This window comes from Parvibaculum sp. (genome assembly GCF_019635935.1).
In the GTDB taxonomy this organism is placed as follows: Bacteria; Pseudomonadota; Alphaproteobacteria; order Parvibaculales; family Parvibaculaceae; genus Parvibaculum.
Window position 1 is genome coordinate 1,564,878 of record NZ_JAHBYN010000001.1, and the last position, 24,169, is coordinate 1,589,046.

Annotated in this window: 25 protein-coding genes; 10 read left to right on the forward strand and 15 right to left on the reverse strand. The window is 64.2% G+C overall.

What is annotated here, in order from left to right; all coding sequences use genetic code 11:
- Window positions 1–2 precede the first annotated feature (2 nt).
- Window positions 3–260, reverse strand: a complete 258-nt coding sequence (gene grxC / locus KF719_RS07820) for a glutaredoxin 3 (RefSeq protein ID WP_293508155.1) — start codon at window positions 258–260, stop codon at window positions 3–5.
- A 55-nt stretch (window positions 261–315) separates the two neighbouring features.
- Window positions 316–1,092 carry a ComF family protein gene (locus KF719_RS07825; protein WP_293508156.1) on the reverse strand — a complete coding sequence of 259 codons (777 nt, stop codon included), beginning with the start codon at window positions 1,090–1,092 and terminating at the stop codon, window positions 316–318.
- A gap of 116 nt (window positions 1,093–1,208) precedes the next feature.
- Here KF719_RS07825 and KF719_RS07830 point away from each other — a divergent pair, with 116 nt between their 5' ends.
- Window positions 1,209–2,114, forward strand: a complete 906-nt coding sequence (locus KF719_RS07830) for a methyltransferase domain-containing protein (protein ID WP_293510609.1) — start codon at window positions 1,209–1,211, stop codon at window positions 2,112–2,114.
- 19 nt (window positions 2,115–2,133) lie between these two features.
- On the opposite strand, the gene KF719_RS07835 is transcribed toward KF719_RS07830, so the two are convergent.
- The 4 genes from KF719_RS07835 to KF719_RS07850 all read right to left on the reverse strand — a co-directional run bounded on the left by KF719_RS07835 (window position 2,134) and on the right by KF719_RS07850 (window position 5,242).
- Window positions 2,134–2,313 carry a Flp family type IVb pilin gene (locus KF719_RS07835; protein WP_293508157.1) on the reverse strand — a complete coding sequence of 60 codons (180 nt, stop codon included), beginning with the start codon at window positions 2,311–2,313 and terminating at the stop codon, window positions 2,134–2,136.
- Between the two features lie 48 nt (window positions 2,314–2,361).
- Complete coding sequence (locus tag KF719_RS07840; RefSeq protein WP_293508158.1) at window positions 2,362–2,796, reverse strand: (deoxy)nucleoside triphosphate pyrophosphohydrolase; 435 nt, start codon at window positions 2,794–2,796, stop codon at window positions 2,362–2,364.
- 93 nt (window positions 2,797–2,889) lie between these two features.
- Window positions 2,890–4,323, reverse strand: a complete 1,434-nt coding sequence (gene argJ, locus KF719_RS07845; RefSeq protein WP_293508159.1) for a bifunctional glutamate N-acetyltransferase/amino-acid acetyltransferase ArgJ — start codon at window positions 4,321–4,323, stop codon at window positions 2,890–2,892.
- Between the two features lie 37 nt (window positions 4,324–4,360).
- On the reverse strand, window positions 4,361–5,242 hold the full coding sequence (locus KF719_RS07850; RefSeq protein WP_293508160.1) for a peptidyl-prolyl cis-trans isomerase: 882 nt from the start codon (window positions 5,240–5,242) through the stop codon (window positions 4,361–4,363).
- 259 nt (window positions 5,243–5,501) lie between these two features.
- On the opposite strand from KF719_RS07850, the gene secA reads away from it, so the two are divergent.
- The gene (gene secA / locus KF719_RS07855; RefSeq protein WP_293508161.1) at window positions 5,502–8,228 is read left to right on the forward strand and encodes a preprotein translocase subunit SecA; all 2,727 of its coding nucleotides are present in this window, start codon (window positions 5,502–5,504) and stop codon (window positions 8,226–8,228) included.
- Between the two features lie 58 nt (window positions 8,229–8,286).
- Here the strand turns inward: secA and KF719_RS07860 are convergent, their stop codons facing one another.
- The 3 genes from KF719_RS07860 to KF719_RS07870 all read right to left on the reverse strand — a co-directional run bounded on the left by KF719_RS07860 (window position 8,287) and on the right by KF719_RS07870 (window position 11,132).
- Window positions 8,287–8,730 (reverse strand): hypothetical protein, encoded by a 444-nt coding sequence (locus tag KF719_RS07860; RefSeq protein WP_293508162.1) that lies wholly within the window; start codon window positions 8,728–8,730, stop codon window positions 8,287–8,289.
- On the reverse strand, window positions 8,727–9,110 hold the full coding sequence (locus tag KF719_RS07865) for a hypothetical protein (protein ID WP_293508163.1): 384 nt from the start codon (window positions 9,108–9,110) through the stop codon (window positions 8,727–8,729). The genes KF719_RS07860 and KF719_RS07865 overlap by 4 nt, the downstream gene beginning before the upstream one ends.
- A gap of 660 nt (window positions 9,111–9,770) precedes the next feature.
- Entirely contained in the window at window positions 9,771–11,132 is a 1,362-nt protein-coding gene (locus KF719_RS07870; protein ID WP_293508164.1) for an MFS transporter, read from the reverse strand.
- 138 nt (window positions 11,133–11,270) lie between these two features.
- Here KF719_RS07870 and KF719_RS07875 point away from each other — a divergent pair, with 138 nt between their 5' ends.
- Window positions 11,271–12,452 carry an epoxide hydrolase family protein gene (locus KF719_RS07875; protein WP_293508165.1) on the forward strand — a complete coding sequence of 394 codons (1,182 nt, stop codon included), beginning with the start codon at window positions 11,271–11,273 and terminating at the stop codon, window positions 12,450–12,452.
- A 7-nt stretch (window positions 12,453–12,459) separates the two neighbouring features.
- On the forward strand, window positions 12,460–13,662 hold the full coding sequence (locus KF719_RS07880; RefSeq protein WP_293508166.1) for an epoxide hydrolase family protein: 1,203 nt from the start codon (window positions 12,460–12,462) through the stop codon (window positions 13,660–13,662).
- On the opposite strand, the gene KF719_RS07885 is transcribed toward KF719_RS07880, so the two are convergent.
- Window positions 13,663–14,193: a PAS domain-containing protein gene (locus KF719_RS07885; protein WP_293508167.1), complete on the reverse strand. Its 531-nt coding sequence runs from the start codon at window positions 14,191–14,193 to the stop codon at window positions 13,663–13,665.
- A gap of 106 nt (window positions 14,194–14,299) precedes the next feature.
- Window positions 14,300–15,259 (reverse strand): acetyl-CoA carboxylase carboxyltransferase subunit alpha, encoded by a 960-nt coding sequence (locus tag KF719_RS07890; RefSeq protein ID WP_293508168.1) that lies wholly within the window; start codon window positions 15,257–15,259, stop codon window positions 14,300–14,302.
- Window positions 15,260–15,505: 246 nt separating this feature from the next.
- Between KF719_RS07890 and KF719_RS07895 the strand changes: the two genes are divergently transcribed.
- The 3 genes from KF719_RS07895 to sigJ are packed head-to-tail and all read left to right on the forward strand — an operon-like array spanning window position 15,506 to window position 17,386.
- A complete protein-coding gene (locus tag KF719_RS07895; protein WP_293508169.1) occupies window positions 15,506–15,928 on the forward strand; it encodes a hypothetical protein in 423 nt (140 codons plus the stop codon).
- 22 nt (window positions 15,929–15,950) lie between these two features.
- Entirely contained in the window at window positions 15,951–16,502 is a 552-nt protein-coding gene (locus KF719_RS07900; protein WP_293508170.1) for a hypothetical protein, read from the forward strand.
- Window positions 16,499–17,386: an RNA polymerase sigma factor SigJ gene (sigJ, locus tag KF719_RS07905; protein WP_293508171.1), complete on the forward strand. Its 888-nt coding sequence runs from the start codon at window positions 16,499–16,501 to the stop codon at window positions 17,384–17,386. Before KF719_RS07900 ends, sigJ begins: the two co-directional genes overlap by 4 nt.
- A 9-nt stretch (window positions 17,387–17,395) precedes the next feature.
- Here the strand turns inward: sigJ and xerD are convergent, their stop codons facing one another.
- Genes xerD through KF719_RS07920 form a run of 3 tightly spaced genes read right to left on the reverse strand, consistent with a single transcriptional unit; the run spans window position 17,396 to window position 20,451 of the window.
- The gene (xerD, locus tag KF719_RS07910) at window positions 17,396–18,355 is read right to left on the reverse strand and encodes a site-specific tyrosine recombinase XerD (RefSeq protein WP_293508172.1); all 960 of its coding nucleotides are present in this window, start codon (window positions 18,353–18,355) and stop codon (window positions 17,396–17,398) included.
- A gap of 19 nt (window positions 18,356–18,374) precedes the next feature.
- A complete protein-coding gene (locus KF719_RS07915) occupies window positions 18,375–20,327 on the reverse strand; it encodes a hypothetical protein (RefSeq protein WP_293508173.1) in 1,953 nt (650 codons plus the stop codon).
- Window positions 20,308–20,451, reverse strand: a complete 144-nt coding sequence (locus KF719_RS07920) for a hypothetical protein (protein ID WP_293508174.1) — start codon at window positions 20,449–20,451, stop codon at window positions 20,308–20,310. The genes KF719_RS07915 and KF719_RS07920 overlap by 20 nt, the downstream gene beginning before the upstream one ends.
- 358 nt (window positions 20,452–20,809) lie before the next feature.
- Between KF719_RS07920 and KF719_RS07925 the strand changes: the two genes are divergently transcribed.
- The 3 genes from KF719_RS07925 to KF719_RS07935 are packed head-to-tail and all read left to right on the forward strand — an operon-like array spanning window position 20,810 to window position 23,784.
- Window positions 20,810–21,379, forward strand: coding sequence for a shikimate kinase (locus KF719_RS07925; protein WP_293508175.1), 570 nt, complete (start codon window positions 20,810–20,812; stop codon window positions 21,377–21,379).
- Entirely contained in the window at window positions 21,372–22,490 is a 1,119-nt protein-coding gene (aroB, locus tag KF719_RS07930) for a 3-dehydroquinate synthase (protein WP_293508176.1), read from the forward strand. Before KF719_RS07925 ends, aroB begins: the two co-directional genes overlap by 8 nt.
- Before the next feature lies 1 nt (window position 22,491).
- Window positions 22,492–23,784, forward strand: a complete 1,293-nt coding sequence (locus KF719_RS07935) for an HlyC/CorC family transporter (RefSeq protein ID WP_293508177.1) — start codon at window positions 22,492–22,494, stop codon at window positions 23,782–23,784.
- Here the strand turns inward: KF719_RS07935 and KF719_RS07940 are convergent.
- Window positions 23,781–24,059 carry a BolA family protein gene (locus tag KF719_RS07940; protein ID WP_293508178.1) on the reverse strand — a complete coding sequence of 93 codons (279 nt, stop codon included), beginning with the start codon at window positions 24,057–24,059 and terminating at the stop codon, window positions 23,781–23,783. The genes KF719_RS07935 and KF719_RS07940 overlap by 4 nt on opposite strands.
- Window positions 24,060–24,169 lie beyond the last annotated feature (110 nt).

Consider the following 24,169-nt stretch of genomic DNA (forward strand, 5'->3'; position numbering starts at 1 on the left):
CGTCAGGCGGCCAGCATGGCGTCGAGTTTGCCGGCGTCTTCGAGCGCACAGAGATCGTCGCAGCCGCCGACATGCGAACCGCCGATGAAAATTTGCGGCACCGTGTGGCGGCCATTGGCGCGCGCCATCATTTCACGGCGCTTGTCGACATCCATGCCGACATCGATTTCGGTGAAGGCAACGCCCTTCCGGCCGAGCAGCTCTTTCGCCCGGTAGCAATAAGGACACATCAGGGTCGTGTAGATCGTCACATCCGCCATCGCGGAACTCCGGTAGGGGCCCGCACACGGTTCGGGCCCGAAAAACAACAATATATCATATAGATATGCCCCCGCCGGGTACAACCCGGGCGACGCAGAGCACCGCCACCTCGGCCGCCCCGCCGCGCCGGAGCGCCCGCGCGCAGGCCTCCGCCGTCGCCCCCGTCGTCATTACATCGTCGACCAGCACCACCTTCCGGCCGCGAACAAGCGCATCGGCGCCGTCGGCAAGCCGGAAGGCGCCCGCGACGTTGCGCCGCCGGGCGTCGCCCGAGAGACCGACTTGCGGCCGCGTCGCCCGGACGCGTTGCAGAAGTTCGGGCATATGCACGATGCCGGTCGATGCGGCGACGCGCCGCGAAAGCTCCGCCGACTGATTGAAGCGCCGTGAAAAGAGCCGCCGCTTGTGAAGCGGCACCGGCGCCAGAATGTCCGCGTCGGCCAGAAGCTCCGCCCCGCTGCGCACCAGCCAGCGCGCGAAGGCCGGACCCGCCTCCATCCGGTCGCCATATTTGAACCGGTGCAGCAGCATCGCCGCACGGTCGTTGTAGCGCATTGCCGCGCGCGCCCGCGCATAGGCCGGCGGCTGGGCAAGCGCCACCGCGCTCACCGTCTCGGGGCCCGTGTCGAAGGAAAACGGCAATCCCGTGACGGCGCAGAACGGCCGCTCGATAAACTCGATTTCGCTCCAGCAGCGCGCGCAAAGCGCCCCATGCGCATCGACGCCGCGCCCGCAGCCGAGACATAGCGGCGGCAGGGCAATGTCGGCAAACCGCAAGACACGCCGCCAACCCGCCAACCAGCGATCCGCAATACGCGCTTCGGTTCCCATGATGCCCCCGTGCCGGCGCCAGCATATCACGCGCGCGCCCCTTGCGGGCGAGGGCCCCGCCGACCATGATGCCGGCCATGCCGACCCCCGCTCCGCCAACGCCGCCCTCGGGCCCGATGCGTGTTTTCGACCGGACGGCGCATGCGCGCCACCGCGCCCGCGCCGCCGCCGGTTTCGCCGGACATGACTTTCTGGTGCGCCGCGCCGCCGCCGACATCGCCGAGCGCGTCGGCGGCATCAATCGCGATTTTCCGCTGGCGCTCGATCTCGGCTGCCACCGGGGGGCGTTGGCGGCAGCCCTGACGGACGACGCCAATGCGGCGGCCAAAGTGGAGATGCTTGTCTCGGCCGACCTCGCGCCGGCCATGCTCGCCCACGCACGAGGCCCGCGCGTCGCCGCCGACGAGGAGGCGCTGCCCTTCCGCGACGCCAGCCTCGATCTTGCGATCAGCATCCTCTCGCTGCACTGGGTGAACGACCTGCCCGGCGCCCTGATCCAGTTGCGCCGGGCATTGAAGCCGGACGGCCTGTTCATGGCCGCACTCTTTGGCGGCGACACGCTGACTGAATTGCGGCAATCGCTTGCCGAAGCGGAAATCGAATGCGAGGGCGGCCTCAGTCCGCGCGTCTCGCCCTTTGCCGATATTCGCGACATGGGAAGCCTGATGCAGCGCGCGGGCTTCGCGCTGCCGGTCGTCGATGCCGACCGCGTGACCGTTCGCTATGCCGACCCGATGCGGCTGATGGCCGAACTGCGCGGCATGGGCGAGACCAATGCCCTGGCGGAGCGCCGCCACACGCCGATGCGCCGGTCGACGCTGATGCGCGCCGCGCAGATCTATCGTGAAAAATTCGGATTGCCGGATGGGCGTGTGCCCGCCACTTTCGAGATCGTGACGGCAACGGGCTGGGCGCCGCATGAAAGCCAGCAAAAGCCGCTCCGTCCCGGCAGCGCCGAGGCGCGGCTCGCGGAAGCGCTGGGAACGAACGAACGCAAGGCCGGTGAAAAAGCCGGAGGCTGAACGAAGAGAACGAAGCCCGTCAGACGAAGGCCGCCGCCACGGCGCCGAACAGATCGTCCCTCAGCGTATCGCTCATCAGCGCGATGGCGCCTGCAATGGCGATGGAAATGCCGCCGGCGATGATGCCGTATTCAATGGCGGTCGCGCCGCTCTCGTCCACCGCAAACAACTTTGCCACACCCGTCAACTTGCCGATCATTGCCTTCGTCCTTCCCCACCGGTTGCGAGAGGAACGCCGGCGTCCCTCTCAAAGCAGATCGCGTAGCGCGGCCACCAGCGGCTCGTCCGCCGGCGGCATCGGGTAGTCCCGCAACCGCGCGGGCCTGACCCATTCAAGCGCCTGCCCCTCGATCGGGCGGGCCTGCCCCTCCCAGCGCCGGCACACATAGAGCGGCATCAGGAGGTGAAAATCCTCATAGGCATGGCTCGCAAAAGTGAGTGGCGCGAGACAGGCCTTCGTGACGTCGATACCGAGCTCTTCGCGAAGCTCCCGGATCAGCGTGTCCTCGGGCAACTCGCCCGGCTCCACCTTGCCGCCCGGAAATTCCCAAAGCCCCGCGAGCGGTTTGCCCTCGGGACGGCGGGCGATCAGCGCCCGCCCGTCGGCATCGACAAGCGCGCACGCCACGACAAGCACAAGCCGCTTTGGCCCACTCGTCCCGCTTTCGCGCTCTTCCACCATGTTGAGCCTGTGAGGGTTAACGTTTTATAGGGCCGAACGTCCCGGACAGTCGATAGCGCGAATTTTAGTTAAAATCGCGTAACGGCCTGACGCTCAACTCCGGTAGTCGGCGTTGATGCGGATGTAGTCGTAGGTGAGGTCGCAGGTCCAGACGACGGCGGACGACTTGCCGACGCCGACATCGACTTCGATGTCGATATCCGAACCCTTCATATGGCGCGCGACCGGCGTCTCGTCATAGCCGGCGACCGCCATGCCGTTCTTCGCCACATCGACGCCGCCGATGCGGATGGCAAGCTTGTCCCTGTCCGCCGCTTCGCCGGACTTGCCGACCGCCATGACGATGCGGCCCCAATTGGCGTCCTCGCCGGCGATCGCGGTCTTGACCAGCGGCGAATTGGCGACCGTCATGGCAATGCGCCGCGCTGCCTGATGGCTTTGCGCACCGCCGACCGCGATCCGCACGAACTTGGTCGCACCCTCGCCATCCTTGACGACCTGATGCGCAAGATCGAGCATCAATTCATCGAACGCCGCGCGAAAGTCGCGCAATCGCGGGTCGCCGGCGCGGGTGACCGGCGCTTCGCCGGTCATCGCCGCACCGGTCGCAAAAACCATCACCGTGTCGCTGGTCGAGGTGTCGCTGTCGACCGTGATCGCGTTGAAACTCTCGCGCGCGCCGAGCATCAGCAGCGTCTGCAGGATCTTCGCCGGGATCGCCGCATCGGTGAAAATGAAGACCAGCATCGTCGCGAGATCGGGCGCGATCATGCCCGAGCCCTTGGCAATGCCGTTGATCGTCACTTCCGCGCCGCCGACGCGGACGCGCCGTGTCGCGACTTTCGGATAGGTGTCGGTCGTCATGATGGCGCGGGCAGCCTCGTCCCACAGATCGGACGCGGCCTTGCTCATGGCCGTCTCGATGCCGGCGACGACGGGGCCCGCATCCATCGGCTGGCCGATGACGCCGGTCGAGGCGATGAAAACATCGCGCTGGCGGCAATTGCCGGCAGCGGCTGCGGCCGCGGCCGTCGCCTTGACGGTCGCAACGCCGGCCTTGCCGGTGAAAGCATTGGAATTGCCCGAATTGACGATCAGCATCCGCCCCTCGCCGCCATCGGCAAGATTGGCGCGACACCATTCGACGGGCGCGGATGCCGTTTTCGAGGTTGTGAAAATGCCGGCGGCCTGTGTGCCCTCGATCATCTTTGCGACAAGAAGGTCGGTGCGGCCCTTGTATTTGATGCCGGCCGCCGCGACACCGAGCGTAACGCCGCCGACCGGCGGCAGTTCGGGATAGCTGCGCGGCGCCAGCGGCGAAACCTTCGGCGCGGATTTCTTCTTTGCCCGGACGCCGGGCTTTGCCGGCTTTTTGGGCCGTGCCGATTTGCGTTGAGCGCGCGGTTGCTTTGCCTTGCTGTGCGGCCCCGCCTTGGCTTTCGCCTTGCTCTTTGACTTGACGCTCACCTTGCGCTTCGGCTTCGCCGAAGACCGGACGCCCGCGCGCGCTTTTTTCCTGACCGCCATAACCCGCCTGCCTCGAAACTGAAAATCCGGTCCGCTCTTATTGCGCCTGCGGCACGATCTGCGGCCGTCCGCCAGATGTCGCCTCGCCCGCCCCGACGACATCGATCTTCGCATCGGCGCGCAGTTTTTCCATCAGCTTTTGTCCTTCTTCGCGCACGATCGCACGCGCAATATCCTCGCGCGCCTCTTCCAGCGTCGGCTTCGGCACGTCGCGCAGATCGACAAGCTGGATCAGATGCCAGCCGAAATCGGTCTGGACAGGCCCGGACACTTCGCCGGGCTTGAGCGCAAACACCGCATCGCCAAAGGCCGGCACCATTTCCTCGCGGTGAAACCAGCCGAGATCGCTGTCCTGGGGCGTACCTGCGCCGCCGCCATATTGCACCACCGCATCGTCGAAGCTGAGGCCGCCGGCGATTTCGGCGGCGATCTTGTCGGCCTCGGCGCGCGTCTGCACCAGAATATGCCGGGCATTCGCCTCCTGTTCCGGCGGCGCCTTGACGATTTCGGTCTCGTAGCGCGCCGCGATGGCGGCATCCGTGACCTTGTCCTGCATCAATTGCGTCCAGTAGAAGTCGCGCAGCGCCTTCTCGGAGAAGTATTTCTGGCGGCTTATGACCTCCGGATGGTCCTCGACCTTGGCCTTGCGCGCCGCCTCGGCCACGATGCGCCGGTCGATCAGCATGCCCAGCAGATACTGGAAGCGCTGCTCGGGCTCGAGGCGCGCCAGCGCCACGCCCATTTCCTCGTCCGCCAGCGCCACGTCGGAATAGCGGATCGGCGTACCGTTGACCTCGACGATGGTGGCATCCTGCCCCTCCGCCTGGGCGAAAGCGGGCGTCGCCGAACCACCCGCGATCAGCGGAACGGCAAGCGAGAGGGCCAGCGCAAGCGCGGCCGGACGGCGCGGGAGAAACATCGGGGAAACCTTCCTGTAAATTATGGCCGGTGGCAGCGGGCTGCCGCCAGGTAACTTAAGCCGCCCGTTCGAGGCGGAAATTTGGCGCGCCATCATGACCTCCGCGCCAAACCCGCACAAGGACCCCGCCATTACAGGAATTTAAAGAAAACCGCCCGCTTTCCGCCCTCGAAAGCCGCCCGCGCGGACACCCGGTTTCATTGACAAGGCATCGGCCGCCCCTTACATCGGGAGCGCACCGCAAGAGGATTTTGACCTGATGGCAAGCTTTGGCGCGCTCGCCAAGCGTCTTTTCGGCTCTTCCAACGACCGAAGGATCAAGGCTTATTCGGCCCGCGTCGAGGCGATCAACGCCCTCGAACCGGCAATGGCCGCCCTGGACGACGACGCCCTGCGTGGCAAGACGGCCGAATTCCGCGCCCGCCTCGACGCCGGCGAAGCGCTGGACGACCTGCTGCCCGAGGCCTTCGCGACGGTGCGCGAGGCCGCCAAGCGCACGCTCGGCCAGCGCCATTATGACGTCCAGATGATCGGCGGCATGGTCCTCCACGAGGGCAATATTTCCGAAATGAAGACCGGCGAAGGCAAGACGCTGGTCTCCACGCTGGCGGCCTACCTGAACGCATTGCCCGGCAAGGGCGTCCACCTCGTCACCGTCAACGACTATCTGGCCAAGCGCGACAGCGAGTGGATGGGCGAGATCTATCGCTTCCTCGGCATGAGCGTCGGCGTCATCCTGCACGGCCTCGACGACAACCAGCGCCGCGAAGCCTATGGCGCCGACATTACCTACGGCACCAACAACGAGTATGGCTTCGACTACCTGCGCGACAACATGAAATACCAGCTCGCCTCGATGGTGCAGCGCGGACATCACTACGCGATCGTCGACGAAGTGGACTCGATCCTGATCGACGAGGCGCGCACGCCGCTGATCATCTCGGGGCCGCTCGACGACAAGTCCGACCTCTACCTTTCCATCGACGAAGTCATTCCAGAAATCGCCGACGCCGACTACGAGCTGGACGAGAAGGCGCGCACCGTCAATCTGACCGACGACGGCAATGAACATATCGAGGAGTTGCTGCGCAATCGCAACATCCTGACCGAGGGCAACCTCTACGACATCGAGAACATCACCATCGTCCATCATGTGAACAACGCGTTGCGCGCGCACAAGCTGTTCCAGAAGGACAAGGACTACATCGTCAAGGCCGGCAAGGTCGTCATCATCGACGAGTTCACCGGCCGCATGATGGAAGGCCGCCGGTATTCCGACGGATTGCACCAGGCGCTGGAAGCAAAAGAGCGCGTGCAGATTCAGCCGGAAAACCAGACGCTGGCGTCGATTACCTTCCAGAACTACTTCCGCATGTACAAGAAGCTCGCCGGCATGACAGGTACGGCGCTGACGGAAGCGTCCGAGTTCGGCGACATTTACGGCCTCGAAGTGCTCGAGATCCCGACCAACATGCCCGTCGCCCGTGTCGACGAAGACGACGAGGTCTACCGCACCGCGCGCGAGAAATACGACGCGATCATCCTGCAGATCGAAGACTGCGCCAAACGCGGACAGCCCGTGCTGGTCGGCACGACGTCGATCGAGAAATCGGAAAAGCTTGCCGAACTTCTGAAGCAAAAGAAGGTCAAGCACAACGTCCTCAATGCACGCTATCACGAGCAGGAAGCGCATATCATCGCGCAGGCCGGCGTTCCCGGCGGCGTCACCATCGCCACCAACATGGCCGGCCGCGGCACAGACATCCAGCTCGGCGGCAATCTCGACATGCGCATTGCCGACGAAACGGCCGGCATCGAGGATGAAGGCGCCCGCCAACGCAAGATCGACGAAGTGAAAGCCGACGTCGCCGTCAAGAAGAAGCGCGCGCTCGAAGCCGGCGGCCTTTATGTCATCGGCACCGAACGCCACGAGAGCCGCCGCATCGACAACCAGTTGCGCGGGCGTTCCGGCCGTCAGGGCGATCCCGGCCATTCGAAGTTCTATCTCTCGCTCGAAGACGACCTGATGCGCATTTTCGGCACCGACCGCATGGACGGCATGCTGCAGAAGCTCGGGCTCGAAGAGGGCGAGGCGATCGTCCATCCCTGGATCAACAAGGCGCTGGAAAAGGCCCAGCAGAAGGTCGAGGCGCGCAACTTCGACATCCGCAAGAACCTGCTGAAGTTCGACAATGTGATGAACGACCAGCGCCGCGCGATTTTCGAGCAGCGCATCGAACTGATGAAGGCCGAGGACGTTTCCGAAACCGTCAGCGACATGCGCCGTCAGGTGATCGACGACATGGTGGCGCTGCATGTGCCGGAAAAAGCCTATGCCGAGCAATGGGACATGGCGGGCCTGAAGGCCGAAGTCGAAAAGACACTGGGCCTCGACCTTCCGGTCGAAAGCTGGGCCGAGGAAGAGGGCATCGCCGAGGAAGAAATCCGCGAACGTCTCTATGCCGCGACCGACCGCCACATGGCCTCGAAAGCGGCGCAGGTCGGCTCCGACCTGATGCGTCAGGTCGAAAAGGCCGTGCTGCTGCAAACGCTCGACATGCACTGGCGCGAACACCTGATGATGCTCGATCATCTGCGTCAGGCGGTGGGCCTGCGCGGCTACGGCCAGCGCGATCCGCTGAACGAGTACAAGTCGGAAGCCTTCGAGCTGTTCGAAAGCCTTCTGCGCCGCCTGCGCGAGGACGTGACGCGGCAACTGGCCGTGGCGCAATTCGTGACCGAAGCGCAGGCGCCGCGCATCGAGGATGCGCCGCTGCCGGAAATGCATGCCCACCATGCCGACCCGGCGACGGGCGAGGATGAAATGGGCGGCGGCGACACGGCGACATTGCAGCGCCCGGTGCGCAACGATCCGGGCGTCGCGCTCAACCCGAACGATCCGGCGACCTGGGGCAAGACCCCGCGCAATGCGCCCTGCCCCTGCGGCTCGGGCAAGAAGTACAAGCACTGCCACGGCGCGATCTGAACCGGTTGGTCGCCTGACAGCGCTCTCGGCCGTAACGATTGCAGGCAGTCAACTATGGCTATTCGATAGGCGCCACGTCTTCCGCCCCATTCTCAATCTCAACATCTAAATCTGGCGATGTTTCTTGCACATCGCTAGTTGATCCGAGCAGAGCGGCAGACGCCCTCGTACTCTTCGATAGCGCCACGGCCGCAGGACCTGAAGCAAATCCATTCTTCAGCACAAGATTTCCCTTCGAGTCATAGCCAGTTGCCATTCTTGAAACAAGATTCTTGGCGTCACCAGACGGTCCTTTATTTGGCACGATGGCATAGACGACACGTTTGTACGCCACGCTTAGCTCAAGTGGTTGCGGCGTGCTAGTTGGATTGGATACTTCAGATGAAAGAGCTAATTGTGAACGCTCATGAAAAGCTATCCACTTGGTTCCACAGCCGCCCAGAGCAGATGCAACAACAAGCACCAAAGCCAACCGAATATAGATCGACAACAACCCAGTCATTTCTGGTCCCCCTCACCTTTATCAACGAAGCAGTCTCTGAACGCTGCCGAGCCAGTCACAGCCTCGTCGCCGGCCCAGTTTGTAGCCGCGTCGCCGGTCGCCATGGCCTCGTCAATATTGAATTCGAAGAACGCTTCTTTCGTCAGCCTCGTACAGCTGAGTACTGAGAGCGCGTCGTTTCCTGCCCCATCGGAACTTCTGGGCCCCGGCGGTACGAGAGAAACAAAGCGACGTTTGAAACCAACGGTGACGTCGGCATTTTGCTCTGCTGTCGAACTCGACACATCAATGCCAACGGTCGTACGAGCATAATAGTAGACCGAATCTGTACACCCGCTCAGCGCGATGGCGCCTGCACAGGCGGCGACAACGACCCACATCGATCCCCTTCGCATAGTTCAGCCCTCGCAAGTTCCGGGTGGCCCCGGACATAGGTGTAGGAAAGCCGCACACTGCGGCCTTCTTCGATCGGCATACGCACGAATGAACTGGAATATCCGACCGACATCCCGGTCGCGGACGCGGACAAACTGAACTCGACACCGACACTACGACGATCGGCAACTACGGGATCGGCGCCGGCAAGGCCTCGGCAGGCACCCCAGGAACCACCCCCGGCCGCTGCCGAACCCGCCGGGTAGAGATAGGTCCGCCTGATCCAGCCCAAGGTCAGACCACGGTCATACGCAAGATCGGCGACGGTAACGCCAAGTCCCTGGGCATCGAGAACCGTCGCAGCTGCGGTCTCGGTCTGGCGGCAAAGAACGGTGCCGTAAACACCTTGGCTGCATGCCGCCGCACCTCCGGCGAGTAGGCAGGTCAGGCCGATCCGGAGGAGCCTGTGTTGCACGGGCATCCTCCTGTCCGGGCCACCTGACAACGATAAGTACATTCTGGAGACTTTGGCAATCGGATTCGGAAAGCCCGCGTTCTTTTAGAAGTATTGGACGAGCCGCCGCCGACTCTGGACTTGAGAAAACCGAGGGGCCGCACCCCTTTCGGCGCGCGGCTCTCTGGTTTTGGCAGGGCGTGGTAGCACTTTAGGCCCTGATGCCCGCCCCCGCCGCCTTCTTCAGATGATGGCCGGCCAGGAAATAATGCACCGCCGCCCAGAGATTGAGCATCGCCGTGCCGAATAGCGCCCAGCGCAGCGACTCATTGCCGAAATCGAAACTGACGCGCAGCACATCCGACAGAATGCCGACAAATTGCGGGCCGAAGCCGAGGCCGATGATGTTGATGATGAAAAGCATCACGGCGGAGGCGAGCGCGCGCTTGGCCGGCGGTGTCAGCGTCTGGATCATCGCGAAACTCGGCCCGAGATAGAAGGAGCCGAGAAAGATCACCGGCACATAAACGACCCAGAGGATCGAAACCGGAAAGCCGAAGGCGTAAAACGCCGGCCAGTTGTCCATCAGGTAGAAGATGATAATGAACGGCACCACGGCGACTTTCGCCCAGGCGACGACCCAGCTGTTCCAGCGCACATCCTTTTTGGCGAGGCGGTCCGTCAGCCTTCCGCCGGCATAGGCGCCGAGCCCGCCGACAACGCCGACAAGCACCGAGAGAAAAGTCGACACTTCGACGATCGACATACCGTGCGTGCGAATGAGAAACGCCGGGCCCCAGATGACGCCGCCATAGCCGACAAAGGATGTCAGCGTGACGCCGGCGACCACGTGCCGCGTCGGCGCGGTGCGCCAGAGATGCGCGAAACCGTCCTTGACGACGGCGACGGCAGCCCTGAAATCGGCGATCTCGACCTTCGCCGGCGCCATGCCGTCGGCATGTCCGCGCGGCGGTTCGACCAGCGTGTAGCGCACGATCAGAGCCAGCAGCAGGCCCGGCAGTCCGACGACGAAGAAGGCCGCGCGCCACCCATACCACTCGGCGACCCAGCCACCGACCAGGAAACCGATCATCACGCCGAAATAGACGCCGAGCGAATAGACCGCCATGGCGCTGGCGCGCTCTTCGGGCGGATACATGTCGGCGATCATCGAATGGGAAGGCGGCGTCGAACCCGCCTCGCCGATGCCGACGCCGATACGCGCCGCCGCCATCTGCCAGAAATTCTGCGCCAGCCCGCATAGCGCGGTCATGCCGCTCCAGATCGCAATCGCATAGGCAATGATGTTGCGCCGGTTGCCGCGGTCGGCCCAGAGCGCGATTGGAATGCCGAGTGTCGCATAGAAGACCGCGAAGGCGAGCCCCGACAGGAAGCCGATCTGCGTGTCGGACAGAAGCAGGTCGCGTTTTATCGGTTCGACCAGAATGCCGACAATGTTGCGGTCGACATGGCTCGACGTATAGCCAAGCACCAGAACGAAGAGCGCGTAACGCCGGTAGGCGGGCGACAGTGCGGCAGGCGCCGTCTCCTTCGCCGTTGCTGCTTCGGCCATCCCCCGTATCCCCCATTGCCGTTCTTTTGTGTCAGTCACATTACGGGCGTCCGCTGCTTCGGGCAATCGCTTGCGGGCGGGCGCGCCCCTGCCATAATCGCCCCCAACAAGAACGCCACGCCGAGGAGGCCACGCCCCATGTCATCGCCCACGCCTTTCACCGTCGATATTCCGCAAGGGAAGATTGACGCGATCCTCAAGAAAGTCCGCGCCTACGAATGGCATGAGATGCCCGAAATTGCCGCCGGCGGCGACCGCTGGGCATATGGCACGGACATGGAATACATGAAGGAGCTTTGCGACTACTGGGTGGCGAAGTTCGACTGGCGCAACGCCGAGAAAATTCTCAACCGATTTCCGCAATTCCGCGCCACCGTCGACGGTCACGACGTCCACTTCATTCACGTGAAGGGCTCCGGCGCCAACCCCGAGACGCTGCTGCTGACGCATGGCTGGCCGGGCTCGGTTTTCGAGTTCTTCGATGTGATCGAACCGCTGGCACATCCGGAAAAATTCGGTGGAAAACCTGAAGACGGCGTCAATCTGGTGATCCCGTCGCTGCCCGGCTACGGCTTCGGCGGTAAACCGAAAACACCCATCGGCCCGCGCGGCACCGCCGCACTGTGGGACAAGCTGATGCGCGATGTGTTGGGCTATGAGCGCTACATCGCCCAGGGCGGCGACTGGGGCGCGGTCGTCTCCGGCTGGCTCGCCTACAATCACGGTGTGCCGAAGGGCGGTTGCAAGGCTGTGCATCTCAATATGTTCGGCCTGCGGCCGGCTGCCCTTCCCGAAACCGACGAGGAAAAGCAGTGGGCGCAGGGCGCGGCGATGGTCTTCGAGCTTGAAGGCGCCTATCTGCGCCTGCAGATGACGAAACCTCAAACGCTTTCCTACGCCATGATGGACAGCCCCGTCGGAGCCGCCGCATGGATCGTCGAAAAACTCCATTCATGGTCGGACAGGCGCGGGCCGGACGGCCGCGAGCACATCGAGAACGCCTTCTCGAAGGACCAGATGCTCACCAACATCATGATCTATCTCGTCACCGGCACCTTCAACACCGCCACCTGGTTCTATCGCGGTCTCTTCGAGGAAGGCGGCAACAACATGGCGCCGGGAACGAAAATCGAAGTGCCGACCGGCATCGCCAACTTCCCGAAGGAGTTCCTGAAGTTTCCGCCGCGCAGCATGGTCGAGAAGGGCTACAACGTGGTCCACTGGACCGACTTCGAGCATGGCGGACATTTCGCGGCACTCGAGACCGGTACGGTCTTCGTCGACGAGGTTCGCGCTTTCGTGCAGCGGGTCAGGGACTGAGAACGCCATGACACATCGCATCGTCCCGGCCGACCCTTTCACGATCCGAATTCCGGAAGCGGAGGTGCAGGATCTGAAACGCCGCCTGCGCGCCACGCGCTTTCCGAACGAACCGCTCGGCAACGAAAGCTGGGAATACGGAACGAACCTCGCTTACATGGAGCGCCTCATCGAATACTGGCGGGACGATTTCGACTGGCGCAAGGCGGAGGAGAACCTCAACCGCTTCCCGCAGTTCCTGGCGACGCTCACCGACGCCGACGACGAGGATCACACGATCCACTTTCTCTACGAACGCGGCTCCGGCGACAACGCGATCCCGCTGATCCTGACGCATGGCTGGCCTTCGACCTTCCGCGAATTTCTGGATGTGGTCGGCCCCCTCGCCCATCCTGAAAAATACGGCCGCAAAGGTCCGTCTTTCGACGTCATCGTGCCGTCGCTGATTGGTTACGGCTTCTCCTCGCTGCCGAGAAAGCCGATCGGACCCGCCGCCATCGCCGATCTCTGGCACCGGCTGATGACCGAGGTACTCGGATACGACCGCTATGCGGCGCAGGCCGGCGACTGGGGCAGTTTCGTCACCTCGCGCCTTGCGCTCCAGCACGCCGACGCCTTGCTCGGCATACATCTCACCATGCTGCCGCTCCGCCCGTCGCTGAAACACGAAAGCCAGCCGCCGGTGAGCGAGGAAGAAGGTCACTGGATTGCCGGCATGCAGAAATGGTGGCGGCGCGAGGAAGGCTATCGCTCGATCCAGTCGACAAAGCCGATGGCGCTGGCCTTCGCCCTGACCGACAGCCCGGCCGGTCTGGCCGGCTGGCTCGCCGACAAATATTACCGCCTCGGCGACACCGACAAGCGAACGACGATGGACGGCATGATCGCGCGCTTCCCCTTCGACGACATTCTGACCCAGTTTTCGATCTACTGGTTCACCGGCACGATCAATTCGGCCAACACGCTCTACAAAGCCGGACCCGCCGAGGGATCGGCACTGCTGAAACCGGGTGAAAAGGTGACAGTGCCGACCGCCTATTCCGAATATCCGATCGACGTCTTGCCGGACACGCCGCGCTCCTGGGCCGAGCGCTCCTACAATATCGTTCGCTGGAGGATCATGAAAAAGAGCGGTCACTTCGCGGCGATGGAAGAGCCGGAGCTCTTCGCCGACGATGTGCGTGCGGCGTTCGCGGAAATGGGTCTCTGATCAGGCGAGGTCGGGAACGCCCGCGCCGAGATCGATCCACTGCGTATCTTCGTAAGCGAGGATTTCGTAGGGCCCGTGCTCGTAGGAAACCGTCTCGATCGAACCGAAATAGCTGAGGATCATCCAGTGTCCGGAAAGGCTGTGGTACATCGGCAGCGTCAGCGCTTCCGCGCGCTCGACGAGATTCTCGCGGCGGACGCGCAACATGTTCCACCTGCCGCAGGGTGTCGATGTTTGGGCGTGAAGGAGCGAAAGGTAATGCGGCCGCGTTTCCGGCGCCACGAGGTCGAGCGCATTGCCGCCGGTCGGGTCGAACCCCATGGCACGGCAAACGGCGGTGCCCGCCAGCCGCTGCACAATGAGTTCGTCCGACACGATCTCGAGAATGGTGACGGCCGGCATCAGCGGTGCGATGGCCGCCGGACTGAAATCCTTCCGGTCCGGCGCAAATCCGGCCTTGGGCAGGTTGTCCCAATAGGAAAAAAACCGCCGCGCGCCGGCAGTGCGCAGAAATTCGGGAAATGCCAGCATCGGCGCGCCTCCATCCGGCGAGACGGCCCCCACGGCCGTCGCCTGCCCATACGGGTGCAGTAGAGCCAGCAACCCGGAAAGATCGAATGAAGGTGGGATGTGAAAGTTAAGAAAGCCCTAACCGTCCCATTGCGAGAAATTTTTCCCGCCTGACACGCCGGATCGAATCGGCATCGAGCTTTTCGAGGCCGCGCAGTTCCTCGGCAATGGCGTCGCCGGTCTCGCGGATCATCTGGTTGCGTTCGCGATGCGCGCCACCCACCGGCTCCGGAAGCACCCGGTCAATAACGCCAAGCTCGTGAAGGTTCTGCGCCGTGATCTTCATCGCGGTCGCCGCCTCCTTCGCCTTGTCGGAGCTACGCCACAGGATCGACGAGGCGCCTTCGGGCGATATGACGCTGTAAACCGAGTGCTCGAGCATCAGCACGCGGTTGCCGCAGGCGATGCCGATGGCGCCACCCGACATGCCTTCGCCGATGATGACCGAGATCAAGGGCACACCGAGCGACAGGCACCGGTCGGTCGAACGCGCGATCGCCTCGGCAACGCTGCGCTCCTCGCTCTCCATGCCCGGATAGGCGCCCGACGTGTCGGCAAGCGTCACGACCGGAATGCCGAAGCGCTCGGCAAGCGTCATCAGCCGGATCGCCTTGCGATAGCCTTCCGGCCGCGCCATGCCGAAATTGTGCTTGATCCGCCCTTGCGTATCGGAACCTTTTTCGTGGCCGATGAACATGACGGTGCGCCCGCGAAAGCGCCCCATGCCGCCGACGATGGCCGCGTCCTCGCCATAAAGCCTGTCGCCGGCAAGCGGCGTGAAGTCTTCGACGAGACGTTCGATGTAATCGAGAAAATGCGGTCGCGCCGGATGCCGCGCCACCTGCACCTTTTGCCAGGGCGTCAGCGACGTGTAGATGTCCTGCAGAAGCTGCGCGGCTTTCTGTTCGAGCTTCGTCACTTCGTCGGAAATGCTGACGGACGGATCGTCCTGCGCGAGGAGCTTCAGCTCCTGCACCTTGCCTTCCAGTTCGGCAATCGGTTTCTCGAAATCGAGGTAGGTGTGCATCGCGCTCCGGCAACTCCCGCCCGTCCGCCAACCCGCCAAAGGCACCGCGGCGGACCCGGGCGCGGGCCCACTTTTTTGCAAGTGCGCGGCACACTGACCCGCCCCCGCGCCCTTGTCAACCGGCCCCTGTCTCCAGGGTAAACGGCGGAATCCTGCGGCTCTCGCGGCCGAGGCACACATGGCTGTCACAACACCGCCCGCCGCTTCGTCTTGAGGGGGAAGGTATGTTTTGAAGGGAGCCCGACCATGACCACCCTTGCGGATCGAAGTTCGATGATGCGCCTGCTGAAACCGGCCGCCCTTATCCTCTGGGGCGGGCTATGGCTCGGCAATGCGTTCTGGATGCTGGCCGACCCTGCCGGCTGGTATGCCGGCATCGACGGCGTCGCGAACACCGGCTCCTACAACCCGCATTTCGTCCGCGACATCGGCATGGCCTATCTGACGCTGGCGCTGCTCGCCTTTGCAGCGATCCGCTGGCCCGGCCATGCCGTGCCGCTTCTTGGCGCAGGCACGCTCTTCCTCGGGCTGCATGCCCTGCTGCACATCTGGGACATCGCGGCCGGCCGCCTGCCCGCCGAGCACGTCCTGATGGACATGCCGGGCGTCTTCCTCCCCGCATTCGTTGGCGCGTTCCTCACCTGGTGGTGCGCGCCGCATCGCAACTGACCCTCGCGCAAAGGAGACAATCATGTTCGGATTTCTTGCACGCCGCCTCATCGACACGCAGGAGCGGTTCACCGGTTCGAGCGCGGACTATGCGCGCGACCTCCATGCCGGCTCGCCCGCCGCCTTCTGGCGCTTCACGATTGCGATGATGGCGTCCCGCTATGTGAAGACATTGCCGCCGGAGGTTTACTGCGTCGCGGGCTTCGGCGCCCTGCGCGCCGAGGATTGCGGGCCTTGCGTCCAGATCGGCGTCAATCTCGCACTTGCGCAAGGTATCTCACCTGCCGTCGTGCGCGCCGCAGCAACGGGCGATACCGCGTCGCTCAGCGAAGAAAACCGGCTGGCCTTTGAATTTGCCCATGCGGTCGCGACACGCGCCTTTCGCGCCGAAGAGCTGCGTCCCATGATCGAAAGAAACTGGGGCAAGGCCGGTCTTGCCGAACTGGCGCTGGAGATTGCAAGTGTGCGGAACTATCCGGCAATGAAGCGTGCTTTGGGCTATGGTCAGTCCTGCCAGCGCGTCGTCATCGAGGGCGAGGTCGCCGATGCGCGGCCGAAGGAGGCAGCGGCATGACGGCTACGGCGAAACCAGCCGAAAACGACGCGATATTTGAACGGCACCGCGCCCGCGCCTTCTCGGTCGCTTACCGCATTGTCGGCTCGGTCAGCGACGCCGAGGATGTGGTGCAGGAAGCCTGGCTGCGCTGGCGCCGCATCGACCCCGCGACGATCCGAAATCCCGAAGCATGGCTCGTGACGACCACGGCGCGGCTTGGCATCGATACCCTGCGCGCCGCCCGCGCGCGCCGCGAGACCTATGTCGGGCCCTGGCTGCCGGAGCCGATGGTCGAAGCCGATGCCGAACCGACGCCGGAAGACCGTCTTGCGCTAGCCGACGACGTGTCGATGGCGCTTCTGCATGTGCTGGAGCGTCTTGCGCCGGAGGAGCGTGCCGCCTTCCTGCTGCATGACGCGTTCGACTACGACTATGGCGAACTGGCAGCGCTGCTCGGCAAGTCGGAAGCGGCGTGCCGTCAGACGGTCAGCCGCGCCCGCCGCCGCGTCCATGACGAGCATGCGCGCTTCGACACCAGCGCGCGCGAACATGCGCGCCTCGCCGCCGCTTTCGGCAATGCCATCGCCACCGCCAATCCGCAGGCATTGATCGAATGTCTGAGCAAGGATGTCGTCTTCTATTCGGATGGCGGCGGCAAGGCGATCGCGGCGCTCAATCCGATCTATGGTGCAGACAATGTCGGCCGGTTTTTCTCCGGAATCGCGAAAAAGGCGCAGGGCGTATTTGAACCCCGCCCGGTCACGGTCAACGGCCGGCCGGGATTGCTGCTTGTGAAAGACGAAAAGCTGGAAACGGTCCTGGCCTTCGCCGTCGCCGATGGCCGTATCGCGGCAATCTATGCAATGCGCAACCCGGACAAGCTGACGCGGGTCAGGCTCTAGCGCGAAACGTCAGGACAACTTGCCCTTCTTCGCCAGCGGATGATGCGTTTCCACCAGGTCTTTCAACCGCTCATCCAGCACATGCGTATAGATCTGCGTTGTCGAAATATCGGCATGGCCGAGCATTTGCTGCACGGCGCGCAGATCGGCTCCGTTCGCGAGCAGGTGGCTGGCGAAGGCATGACGCAGCGTATGCGGCGAGACGCGCGATGGATCGAGCCCGGCGGCAATCGAAAGGTCTTTCAGCAATTGTGCGAATCGGTGCCGAGTGAGATGTCCCTGCCGCCCGCGCGAGGGAAAAAGCCAGGGCGAAGTCTTGTCGCCGAGCCGCTGCGTGCGCAACGGCAAATAGGTGTCGATGGCGAGTCGCGCGGTTTCCGACAGCGGCACCAGCCGCTCGCGTCCACCCTTGCCGCTGACCGACAGAAACCGCTCGTCGCCGCGAACCGCCGAGAGCGGCAACCCGACGAGCTCCGACACACGCAGACCTGTGGCGTAGAGAACTTCCATCAGGCAAACGAGGCGCGCGCGCTTGTAGGCGAGCACCGCCTCTTCCTGCGTCCGTCCGTCCGCCGCCAGCCGTGACGCGGCCAGCAGCCCGTCCACTTCCTCGACGGTGAGTGTTTTGGGCAAGGGCCGCGCACGCCGCGGTCCTTCGATCGAACCGCAGGGATCGTCCTTGCGCACACCGTCGGCAAAGAGAAATCCGTGAAACTGGCGAATCGCGGAAAGCCGCCGCGCTGCCGTCGACGCCGACAGACCTTGCGCGGCAATGTATTCCAGATAGTCGCGGATATCCCTGGCCGTCGCCTCGATCTGCGATTTTCCACGTGTCGCGAGGAAGGCTGAAAAATCCCTCAGATCTCGTTCGTAAGCGTCGAGCGTATTGCGCGCAGCGCCGCGCTCGGCACTCAGCATTTCGAGAAAGGCTTCGAGATGAAGCCCGCGCTCCACGGATACTTTCGACATTCCAATCACCCGATGTTACTCAACCACGTCCGGCAAAGCTGCGCGCCAGAAGCGCTTCGAGAGCGAGTCGCCGGGCCTCGCTTTCGAGATCGACCGCCTTGAGGCTGGCCGTCGCCTGCGCCGCCGCTCGGGGATGTGCCGCACCGGGCCCACCCAGACCCAGTACGTCGAGCGTCAGCAAAACCGTTTCGCCGATGGCCTTCTTGTGGCCCGCCATCTGCAATTGACCGAGCAGCGCCTCGGAAGGTGCGTCACCCGGCAGCGCATTGCGTGCGTCGAGCAGTGCTTCCCACACGGCGGGCGTCGGCGAGAGACCGAGCGCATCGAGCAGCATCGCCTCGCAGGCCGCGAAGATCTGCGCCCTGCGCTCGCCCGAGCGAAGATCGGCAATGATCTCGGCCGACACGCCCTCGCTGTCGAACGCTGCCAATGCGCCGCCCGAAATCCGCATCAACGCCGCAAGCTCGCGGCCGTCACGCCCGAGCCCCGGCGCCGCGTTCATCACCGACAACCACTCCGCCGCCTTGCTGCGTTCGCCGATCGCAAGAAAGGCGCGCGTCGCGGCCGGCGCCATCGGGCGCAATGCGTCGGACGGCGTCATGCCAGCAAGCTCATCATACAGCGCCTCGACCGTCGGATAATAGAGCCCGGCCGTCTCGCCCGTCGCAAAAGCAAGTTTGAAGAGCCTGATGCGGTCGTCGGCGGCGACCGCCGCACCGATCGCCTGATGGATCATGGCGCGCCGCATCGGCGAAGCTTCGGGAATGTCGGATGTCAGCAGGCCCGCCATCTGCTCGTCGGTAAAGCGCGGCATCTTGTAGTAGGTCGCAAGCTCGCGGCCATCGATCAGGTCGTAACGCGCTGCGCGCTCGGCCACTGCCAGCCGCACCTCGTCCTTCAATTCGCCGTCGCGCAGAAGGCCCGGCAGCAATGCGGGCTCGGCGATCTCGGCGACATTGTCGGGCAGGTCGCGCCCGGCAAGCCGGTAGAAAGCAGCATCGATAATGCTGAGCGTGTTCGGCTCCGGCGCGCGCAGCGTGATGCCCGCGGCAGCCTGACCGGCCAGCGAGAAGAACAGGGCATCGTTGAGCCCTTCCTCGCGCGCAAGATCGAGCGTCAGATTGGCGATCTCGGGATTGCCCGCAACGATCTGGCAATAGGCACTGAGCTTGACGGCGAAAGCCGCCATGTCGTTTCGCTCCGGATCGTTGCCAGGCGGAATATCGGCAAGTGCTGCGCAAGCGCGGTTGTCGTCGCCCGCCGCCAGCGCGGCACGCGCCAGTTCGACCGCAACCTGCGGCGCGCGGGCAGCGCCGCCCGCCATTGCCAGTTGCAGCGCTTCATCGGCACGGCCCGCCGCCAGCAGCCTGTTGAGGCGCGCAGCCAGCAATGGAACGCCACGGCCGGCCCCTTCCGGCGGCCGGGCGCCGGTCAGCAACAAACGCTGCGCGAGATCGTTCATGACCGGTGAGCCGGTCGCGACCGGCATCCGGACAAGATAGGTTTCGATGTCGGCGCGCGAAGCGCCCTGCCACATGGTGGGACCGAAGCCGCCATCCCGCAGGCCGACAAGCCCGACGCTGGACGTATCGACGCCAGACAGCGTACCGATCTCGATATCCGAACGTTCGCCGCCCGGAACGGCGCTCAGCACGCGGACAGCGGGCTCGCTGGATTGACGGCCGGTTGGAAATAGCTGCGAAGGCACGGCGGGCGAAACGGCCTGCATATCCGGCGACGACAGACCGGAAGCCGGCGTGGTGGCCCCATAGCCCGGCGGCACGATGCTCCGCGGTCCATCCGCCTGGCCGCTCCCCGCGGGCAATGCCGGCGCATGAACGGGTTCCATGCCGGCTGGCGCCTGCAGGACGTTCATTTCCTGGGCGAAGCCGGGCACCGCCGGCATACCGACGGAGACAAGGAGCGCGAGGCAGGCGGCGCGGCGCCCGCGCCTAGCGCGGAAACCGACCATCGGGGAGAACCTTCTCCACAGTCTGAACCTCGGGCGCAACCGCCCGATCGAGATAAAGGGGCCCGCCGGCGAAAACCGCCGCGACGAGGGCAATGGCGACAAGGAGGCCGGTCACACGGCTCATCTCTTCTTCCTTCTCCGGGGGCCGCGGGCGGCCTTCGGTTTCATGCCGCCATAACGGGGAAAAGCCTTAGGCCCCGCTTGCGGCGAAAATGGGGCGCGGCGAGGCTCCGCCATGCCTTATCTACTGCCCCGCCCTTGCTGGAACCGTGCTAACAATCCGCTAGGATGGCGGCTTTCGCCGCTTCGTGGATGCCCGGTTCGGGCGGAGAACGGGCCGGACAATAGAACAGCAAGGTTAAGGCGGCTATATCGGGCAGGCGGGGCGTGCCCATATTGAATGCGATCCCCCTATCGGGCGCGGTCGCCTGTCGGACAGGAAAATGGCTGGGAACGAACAACGCAGAACGGCGGAAACGGGCATGGACGAGGTCCTTGCGCCGGTACCGTCCGATGAGCGGTCAATCGTGCTGGTCGGGTTGATGGGGGCCGGCAAGACGACCGTCGGCCGCCGCCTCGCCCGCCGTCTCGACCTCGATTTCGTCGACGCCGACGCCGAAATCGAACAGGCGGCCGGCGAAACCGTACCCGAGATTTTCGCCCGCCACGGCGAGGCCGCCTTCCGTGCCGGCGAACGCCGCGTCATCTCCCGGCTGCTGGCCGGACCGCCGCATGTGCTGGCGACCGGCGGCGGCGCCTTCATGGACCCTGTGACCCGCGCCAACATCGCGGCGCGCGGCATTTCGATCTGGCTGAAAGCCGATCTCGACGTGCTGATGAAGCGCGTCGCCAAGCGCGGGGACCGTCCGCTGCTGCAGAACGGCGACCCGCGCAGCACGATGAAACGCCTGATCGACGAGCGCTACCCGGTCTATGCGGAAGCCGACATCGCCATCGACAGCATCGAAGGCCCGCATGAGGCGGTTGTCGAAACCATCATCGGCAAGCTGAACGAATTCCGGGCGCGGAGCGGCGGAGACGGCAATGAGTGACGCCATTCGAAAAGTCGCCGTCGATCTCGGCGATCGCGGTTACGACATTCTGGTCGGTGCCGGGCTGATCGCGGATGCGGGAAAACATCTGAAGCCGCTGCTGCGCCGCGCACGTCTTGCAATCGTCACCGACGAAACGGTGGCGCATATTCATCTGCAAATCTTGCAAAAGAGCCTCGATGCGGCGGGCATACACCACGACACGATCGTCCTGCCGGCGGGCGAAAGCACCAAGTCGTTCGCACAACTTGAAAAGCTGACCGAATGGCTGCTCGAAACCGGCATCGAACGCGGCGACCTCGTCGTCGCGCTGGGCGGCGGCGTGATCGGCGATCTGACCGGCTTTGCCGCTGCGATCCTGCGCCGCGGCGTCGACTTCGCGCAAATTCCAACGACGCTGCTCTCGCAGGTCGACAGTTCCGTCGGCGGCAAGACCGGCATCAATACCCGCCAGGGAAAAAATCTCGCCGGCGCCTTCCATCAGCCGCGCCTTGTGCTCGCCGACGTCGCCGCGCTCGAAACCCTGCCGATGCGCGAGTTCCTGGCCGGTTATGCGGAAGTCGTCAAATACGGCTTGATCGGCGATCGCGCTTTTTTCGATTGGCTTGAGGAAAATCTCGACCGCCTGAAGGAGGGCGACCGCGAGGCGCGCATCCACGCCATCGTCATGAGCTGCGAGGCCAAGGCCGCCACCGTCGCCGCCGACGAACGCGAAAGCGGCGTCCGCGCGCTCCTCAATCTCGGCCACACCTTCGGCCACGCCCTGGAAGCAGCGACAGGCTTCTCGCAGCGCCTCGTTCATGGCGAAGGTGTTGCCGTCGGCATGGCGCTCGCTTTCGAACTGTCGGCGCGTCTGGGGTTCTGCGCCGGGCAGGACGCCGTGCGCGTCCGCCAGCATCTCACGCGGGCCGGCCTGCCGGCACGCCTCGCCGACGTGCCCGGCAAACTGCCCGACGCCGACGCACTGATCGCGCTGATGGGGCAGGACAAGAAAGTGCAGGACGGCAAGCTGACCTTCATTCTCGCCCGCACCATCGGCGAGGCCTTCATCACGCGCGACGTCGATCCCGGCGCCTTGCGCACCCTGCTGCGGGAACGGGAGCCCGCCTGACATGCTATCCCTCGGCCTCAGCGTCGTTCTCGGCGCCATTTTGCTGTTGCTGCTGTTTTCGGCGTTCTTTTCCGGTTCGGAGACGGCGCTGACGGCCGCGTCGCGAGCGCGCATGCACCGCCTCGCCGAAGACGGCAACAAGCGCGCCCGCACCGTGCTGGCATTGACCGAAGACCGGGAACGCCTGATCGGCGCCGTTCTGCTCGGCAACAATCTCGTCAATATTCTGGCTTCGGCGCTGGCGACAAGCCTTTTCCTCGCATTGTTCGGCGAAGCAGGTGTCGTCTACGCGACGCTGGTGATGACGGCGGTTGTGCTCGTCTTCGCCGAGGTTGCACCCAAGACGGTCGCCATCACCAATACCGATCGCGTGGCGCTCGCGGTCGCGCCGATCCTGCGCATCGTAACCTTCGTTTTCGGGCCGGTCACGGCGGCCGTGCAACTCATCGTTCGCTATGCGCTGCGTCCCTTCGGCCTCGATGTCGGCGAAAACCAGCATGTTCTCTCCGCGCATGAAGAACTGCGCGGCGCCATCAACCTGCATCATCACGAAGGCAGCGTGGTCAAGATCGACCGCGACATGCTGGGCGGCATTCTCGACCTGCACGACCTCGAAGTCAGCGACGTCATGATCCATCGCAAGAACATCGTGATGATCGATGCGTCGCTTCCCAAGCGCGAAATTATCGGTCAGATGCTCTCAAGCCCTCACACACGCCAACCGCTCTGGCGCGACGATCCGGAAAACATCGTCGGGTCCTTGCATGTAAAGGACGTTCTGCGCGCGCTGGCCGATGCCAACTGGAACCCCGATGCCGTCGACATCGAGGCCGTGGCGACGAAACCGTGGTTCGTTCCCGACACAACGACGCTGCAGGACCAGCTCAACGCCTTCCTGCGCCGCAAGACGCATTTTGCTCTCGTCGTCGATGAGTACGGCGCGTTGATGGGTCTCATCACGCTGGAAGACATTCTGGAGGAGATCGTCGGCGACATTCGCGACGAGCACGACATCGAAGTGGCGGGCGTCCGCATGCAGCCCGACGGGTCGGTAGTCGTAAACGGCACCGTCCCGATCCGCGACCTGAACCGCGCCTTCGAGTGGTCGCTGCCCGACGAGGAGGCAACGACGATCGCAGGTCTCGTCATCCATGAGGCGCGAACCATTCCCGAGGTCGGGCAGACCTTCACGTTTCACGGCTTCCGATTCGAGATACTGCGCCGCCAGCGCAACCAGATCGCGCAGCTCCGCATCGCCCCGGCCCGTTCCCTCAAGGCGGCCACCGGCGACTAGCCGGCCTCCGCTTCCTCGGGCGTCATGGCCTTGATACCGAGCGCGTGGATCGGGTGGCCCATCTCATCCTTCAACGCCGTCGTCACCATGCGCTGCCGTTCCACCCGCGACTTGCCGGCAAAGCCGGGCGCGACGACGACGACGCGAAAATGGCTCTCCCCGCCTGGCCGATGTCCGGCATGGCCCTTGTGGAGATGCGACTGGTCCTCAATCTCCAGTTTTGTCGGTGCGAGCGCCGCTTCAAGCTTGCGGCGCATGGTCTCGGCGACGGACATGACGGATTCCGGTTAAGCTGTTCGTTAATGCGCGCCTTGTTAGGGTTCGAACGACCGACACGAGGCGATGCACGTCATGCTTCCTTGTTTTAAGACCGGCGCCAACACAT

Excerpts from the sequence above, each read along its gene's own strand:
- KF719_RS07890 (WP_293508168.1), bottom strand. The coding sequence starts at position 15,259 with ATGCACACCTACCTCGATTTCGAGAAACCGATTGCCGAACTGGAAGGC.
- aroB (WP_293508176.1), top strand. The coding sequence starts at position 21,372 with ATGAGTGACGCCATTCGAAAAGTCGCCGTCGATCTCGGCGATCGCGGT.
- sigJ (WP_293508171.1), top strand. The coding sequence starts at position 16,499 with ATGACGGCTACGGCGAAACCAGCCGAAAACGACGCGATATTTGAACGG.
- KF719_RS07850 (WP_293508160.1), bottom strand. The coding sequence starts at position 5,242 with ATGTTTCTCCCGCGCCGTCCGGCCGCGCTTGCGCTGGCCCTCTCGCTT.
- secA (WP_293508161.1), top strand. The coding sequence starts at position 5,502 with ATGGCAAGCTTTGGCGCGCTCGCCAAGCGTCTTTTCGGCTCTTCCAAC.
- argJ (WP_293508159.1), bottom strand. The coding sequence starts at position 4,323 with ATGGCGGTCAGGAAAAAAGCGCGCGCGGGCGTCCGGTCTTCGGCGAAG.
- KF719_RS07870 (WP_293508164.1), bottom strand. The coding sequence starts at position 11,132 with ATGGCCGAAGCAGCAACGGCGAAGGAGACGGCGCCTGCCGCACTGTCG.
- KF719_RS07875 (WP_293508165.1), top strand. The coding sequence starts at position 11,271 with ATGTCATCGCCCACGCCTTTCACCGTCGATATTCCGCAAGGGAAGATT.
- grxC (WP_293508155.1), bottom strand. The coding sequence starts at position 260 with ATGGCGGATGTGACGATCTACACGACCCTGATGTGTCCTTATTGCTAC.
- KF719_RS07895 (WP_293508169.1), top strand. The coding sequence starts at position 15,506 with ATGACCACCCTTGCGGATCGAAGTTCGATGATGCGCCTGCTGAAACCG.
- KF719_RS07920 (WP_293508174.1), bottom strand. The coding sequence starts at position 20,451 with ATGAGCCGTGTGACCGGCCTCCTTGTCGCCATTGCCCTCGTCGCGGCG.
- KF719_RS07840 (WP_293508158.1), bottom strand. The coding sequence starts at position 2,796 with ATGGTGGAAGAGCGCGAAAGCGGGACGAGTGGGCCAAAGCGGCTTGTG.
- KF719_RS07885 (WP_293508167.1), bottom strand. The coding sequence starts at position 14,193 with ATGCTGGCATTTCCCGAATTTCTGCGCACTGCCGGCGCGCGGCGGTTT.
- KF719_RS07865 (WP_293508163.1), bottom strand. The coding sequence starts at position 9,110 with ATGTGGGTCGTTGTCGCCGCCTGTGCAGGCGCCATCGCGCTGAGCGGG.
- KF719_RS07825 (WP_293508156.1), bottom strand. The coding sequence starts at position 1,092 with ATGGGAACCGAAGCGCGTATTGCGGATCGCTGGTTGGCGGGTTGGCGG.
- KF719_RS07935 (WP_293508177.1), top strand. The coding sequence starts at position 22,492 with ATGCTATCCCTCGGCCTCAGCGTCGTTCTCGGCGCCATTTTGCTGTTG.
- KF719_RS07900 (WP_293508170.1), top strand. The coding sequence starts at position 15,951 with ATGTTCGGATTTCTTGCACGCCGCCTCATCGACACGCAGGAGCGGTTC.
- KF719_RS07915 (WP_293508173.1), bottom strand. The coding sequence starts at position 20,327 with ATGGTCGGTTTCCGCGCTAGGCGCGGGCGCCGCGCCGCCTGCCTCGCG.
- KF719_RS07925 (WP_293508175.1), top strand. The coding sequence starts at position 20,810 with ATGGACGAGGTCCTTGCGCCGGTACCGTCCGATGAGCGGTCAATCGTG.
- KF719_RS07880 (WP_293508166.1), top strand. The coding sequence starts at position 12,460 with ATGACACATCGCATCGTCCCGGCCGACCCTTTCACGATCCGAATTCCG.
- KF719_RS07940 (WP_293508178.1), bottom strand. The coding sequence starts at position 24,059 with ATGTCCGTCGCCGAGACCATGCGCCGCAAGCTTGAAGCGGCGCTCGCA.
- xerD (WP_293508172.1), bottom strand. The coding sequence starts at position 18,355 with ATGTCGAAAGTATCCGTGGAGCGCGGGCTTCATCTCGAAGCCTTTCTC.
- KF719_RS07835 (WP_293508157.1), bottom strand. The coding sequence starts at position 2,313 with ATGATCGGCAAGTTGACGGGTGTGGCAAAGTTGTTTGCGGTGGACGAG.
- KF719_RS07860 (WP_293508162.1), bottom strand. The coding sequence starts at position 8,730 with ATGACTGGGTTGTTGTCGATCTATATTCGGTTGGCTTTGGTGCTTGTT.
- KF719_RS07830 (WP_293510609.1), top strand. The coding sequence starts at position 1,209 with ATGCGTGTTTTCGACCGGACGGCGCATGCGCGCCACCGCGCCCGCGCC.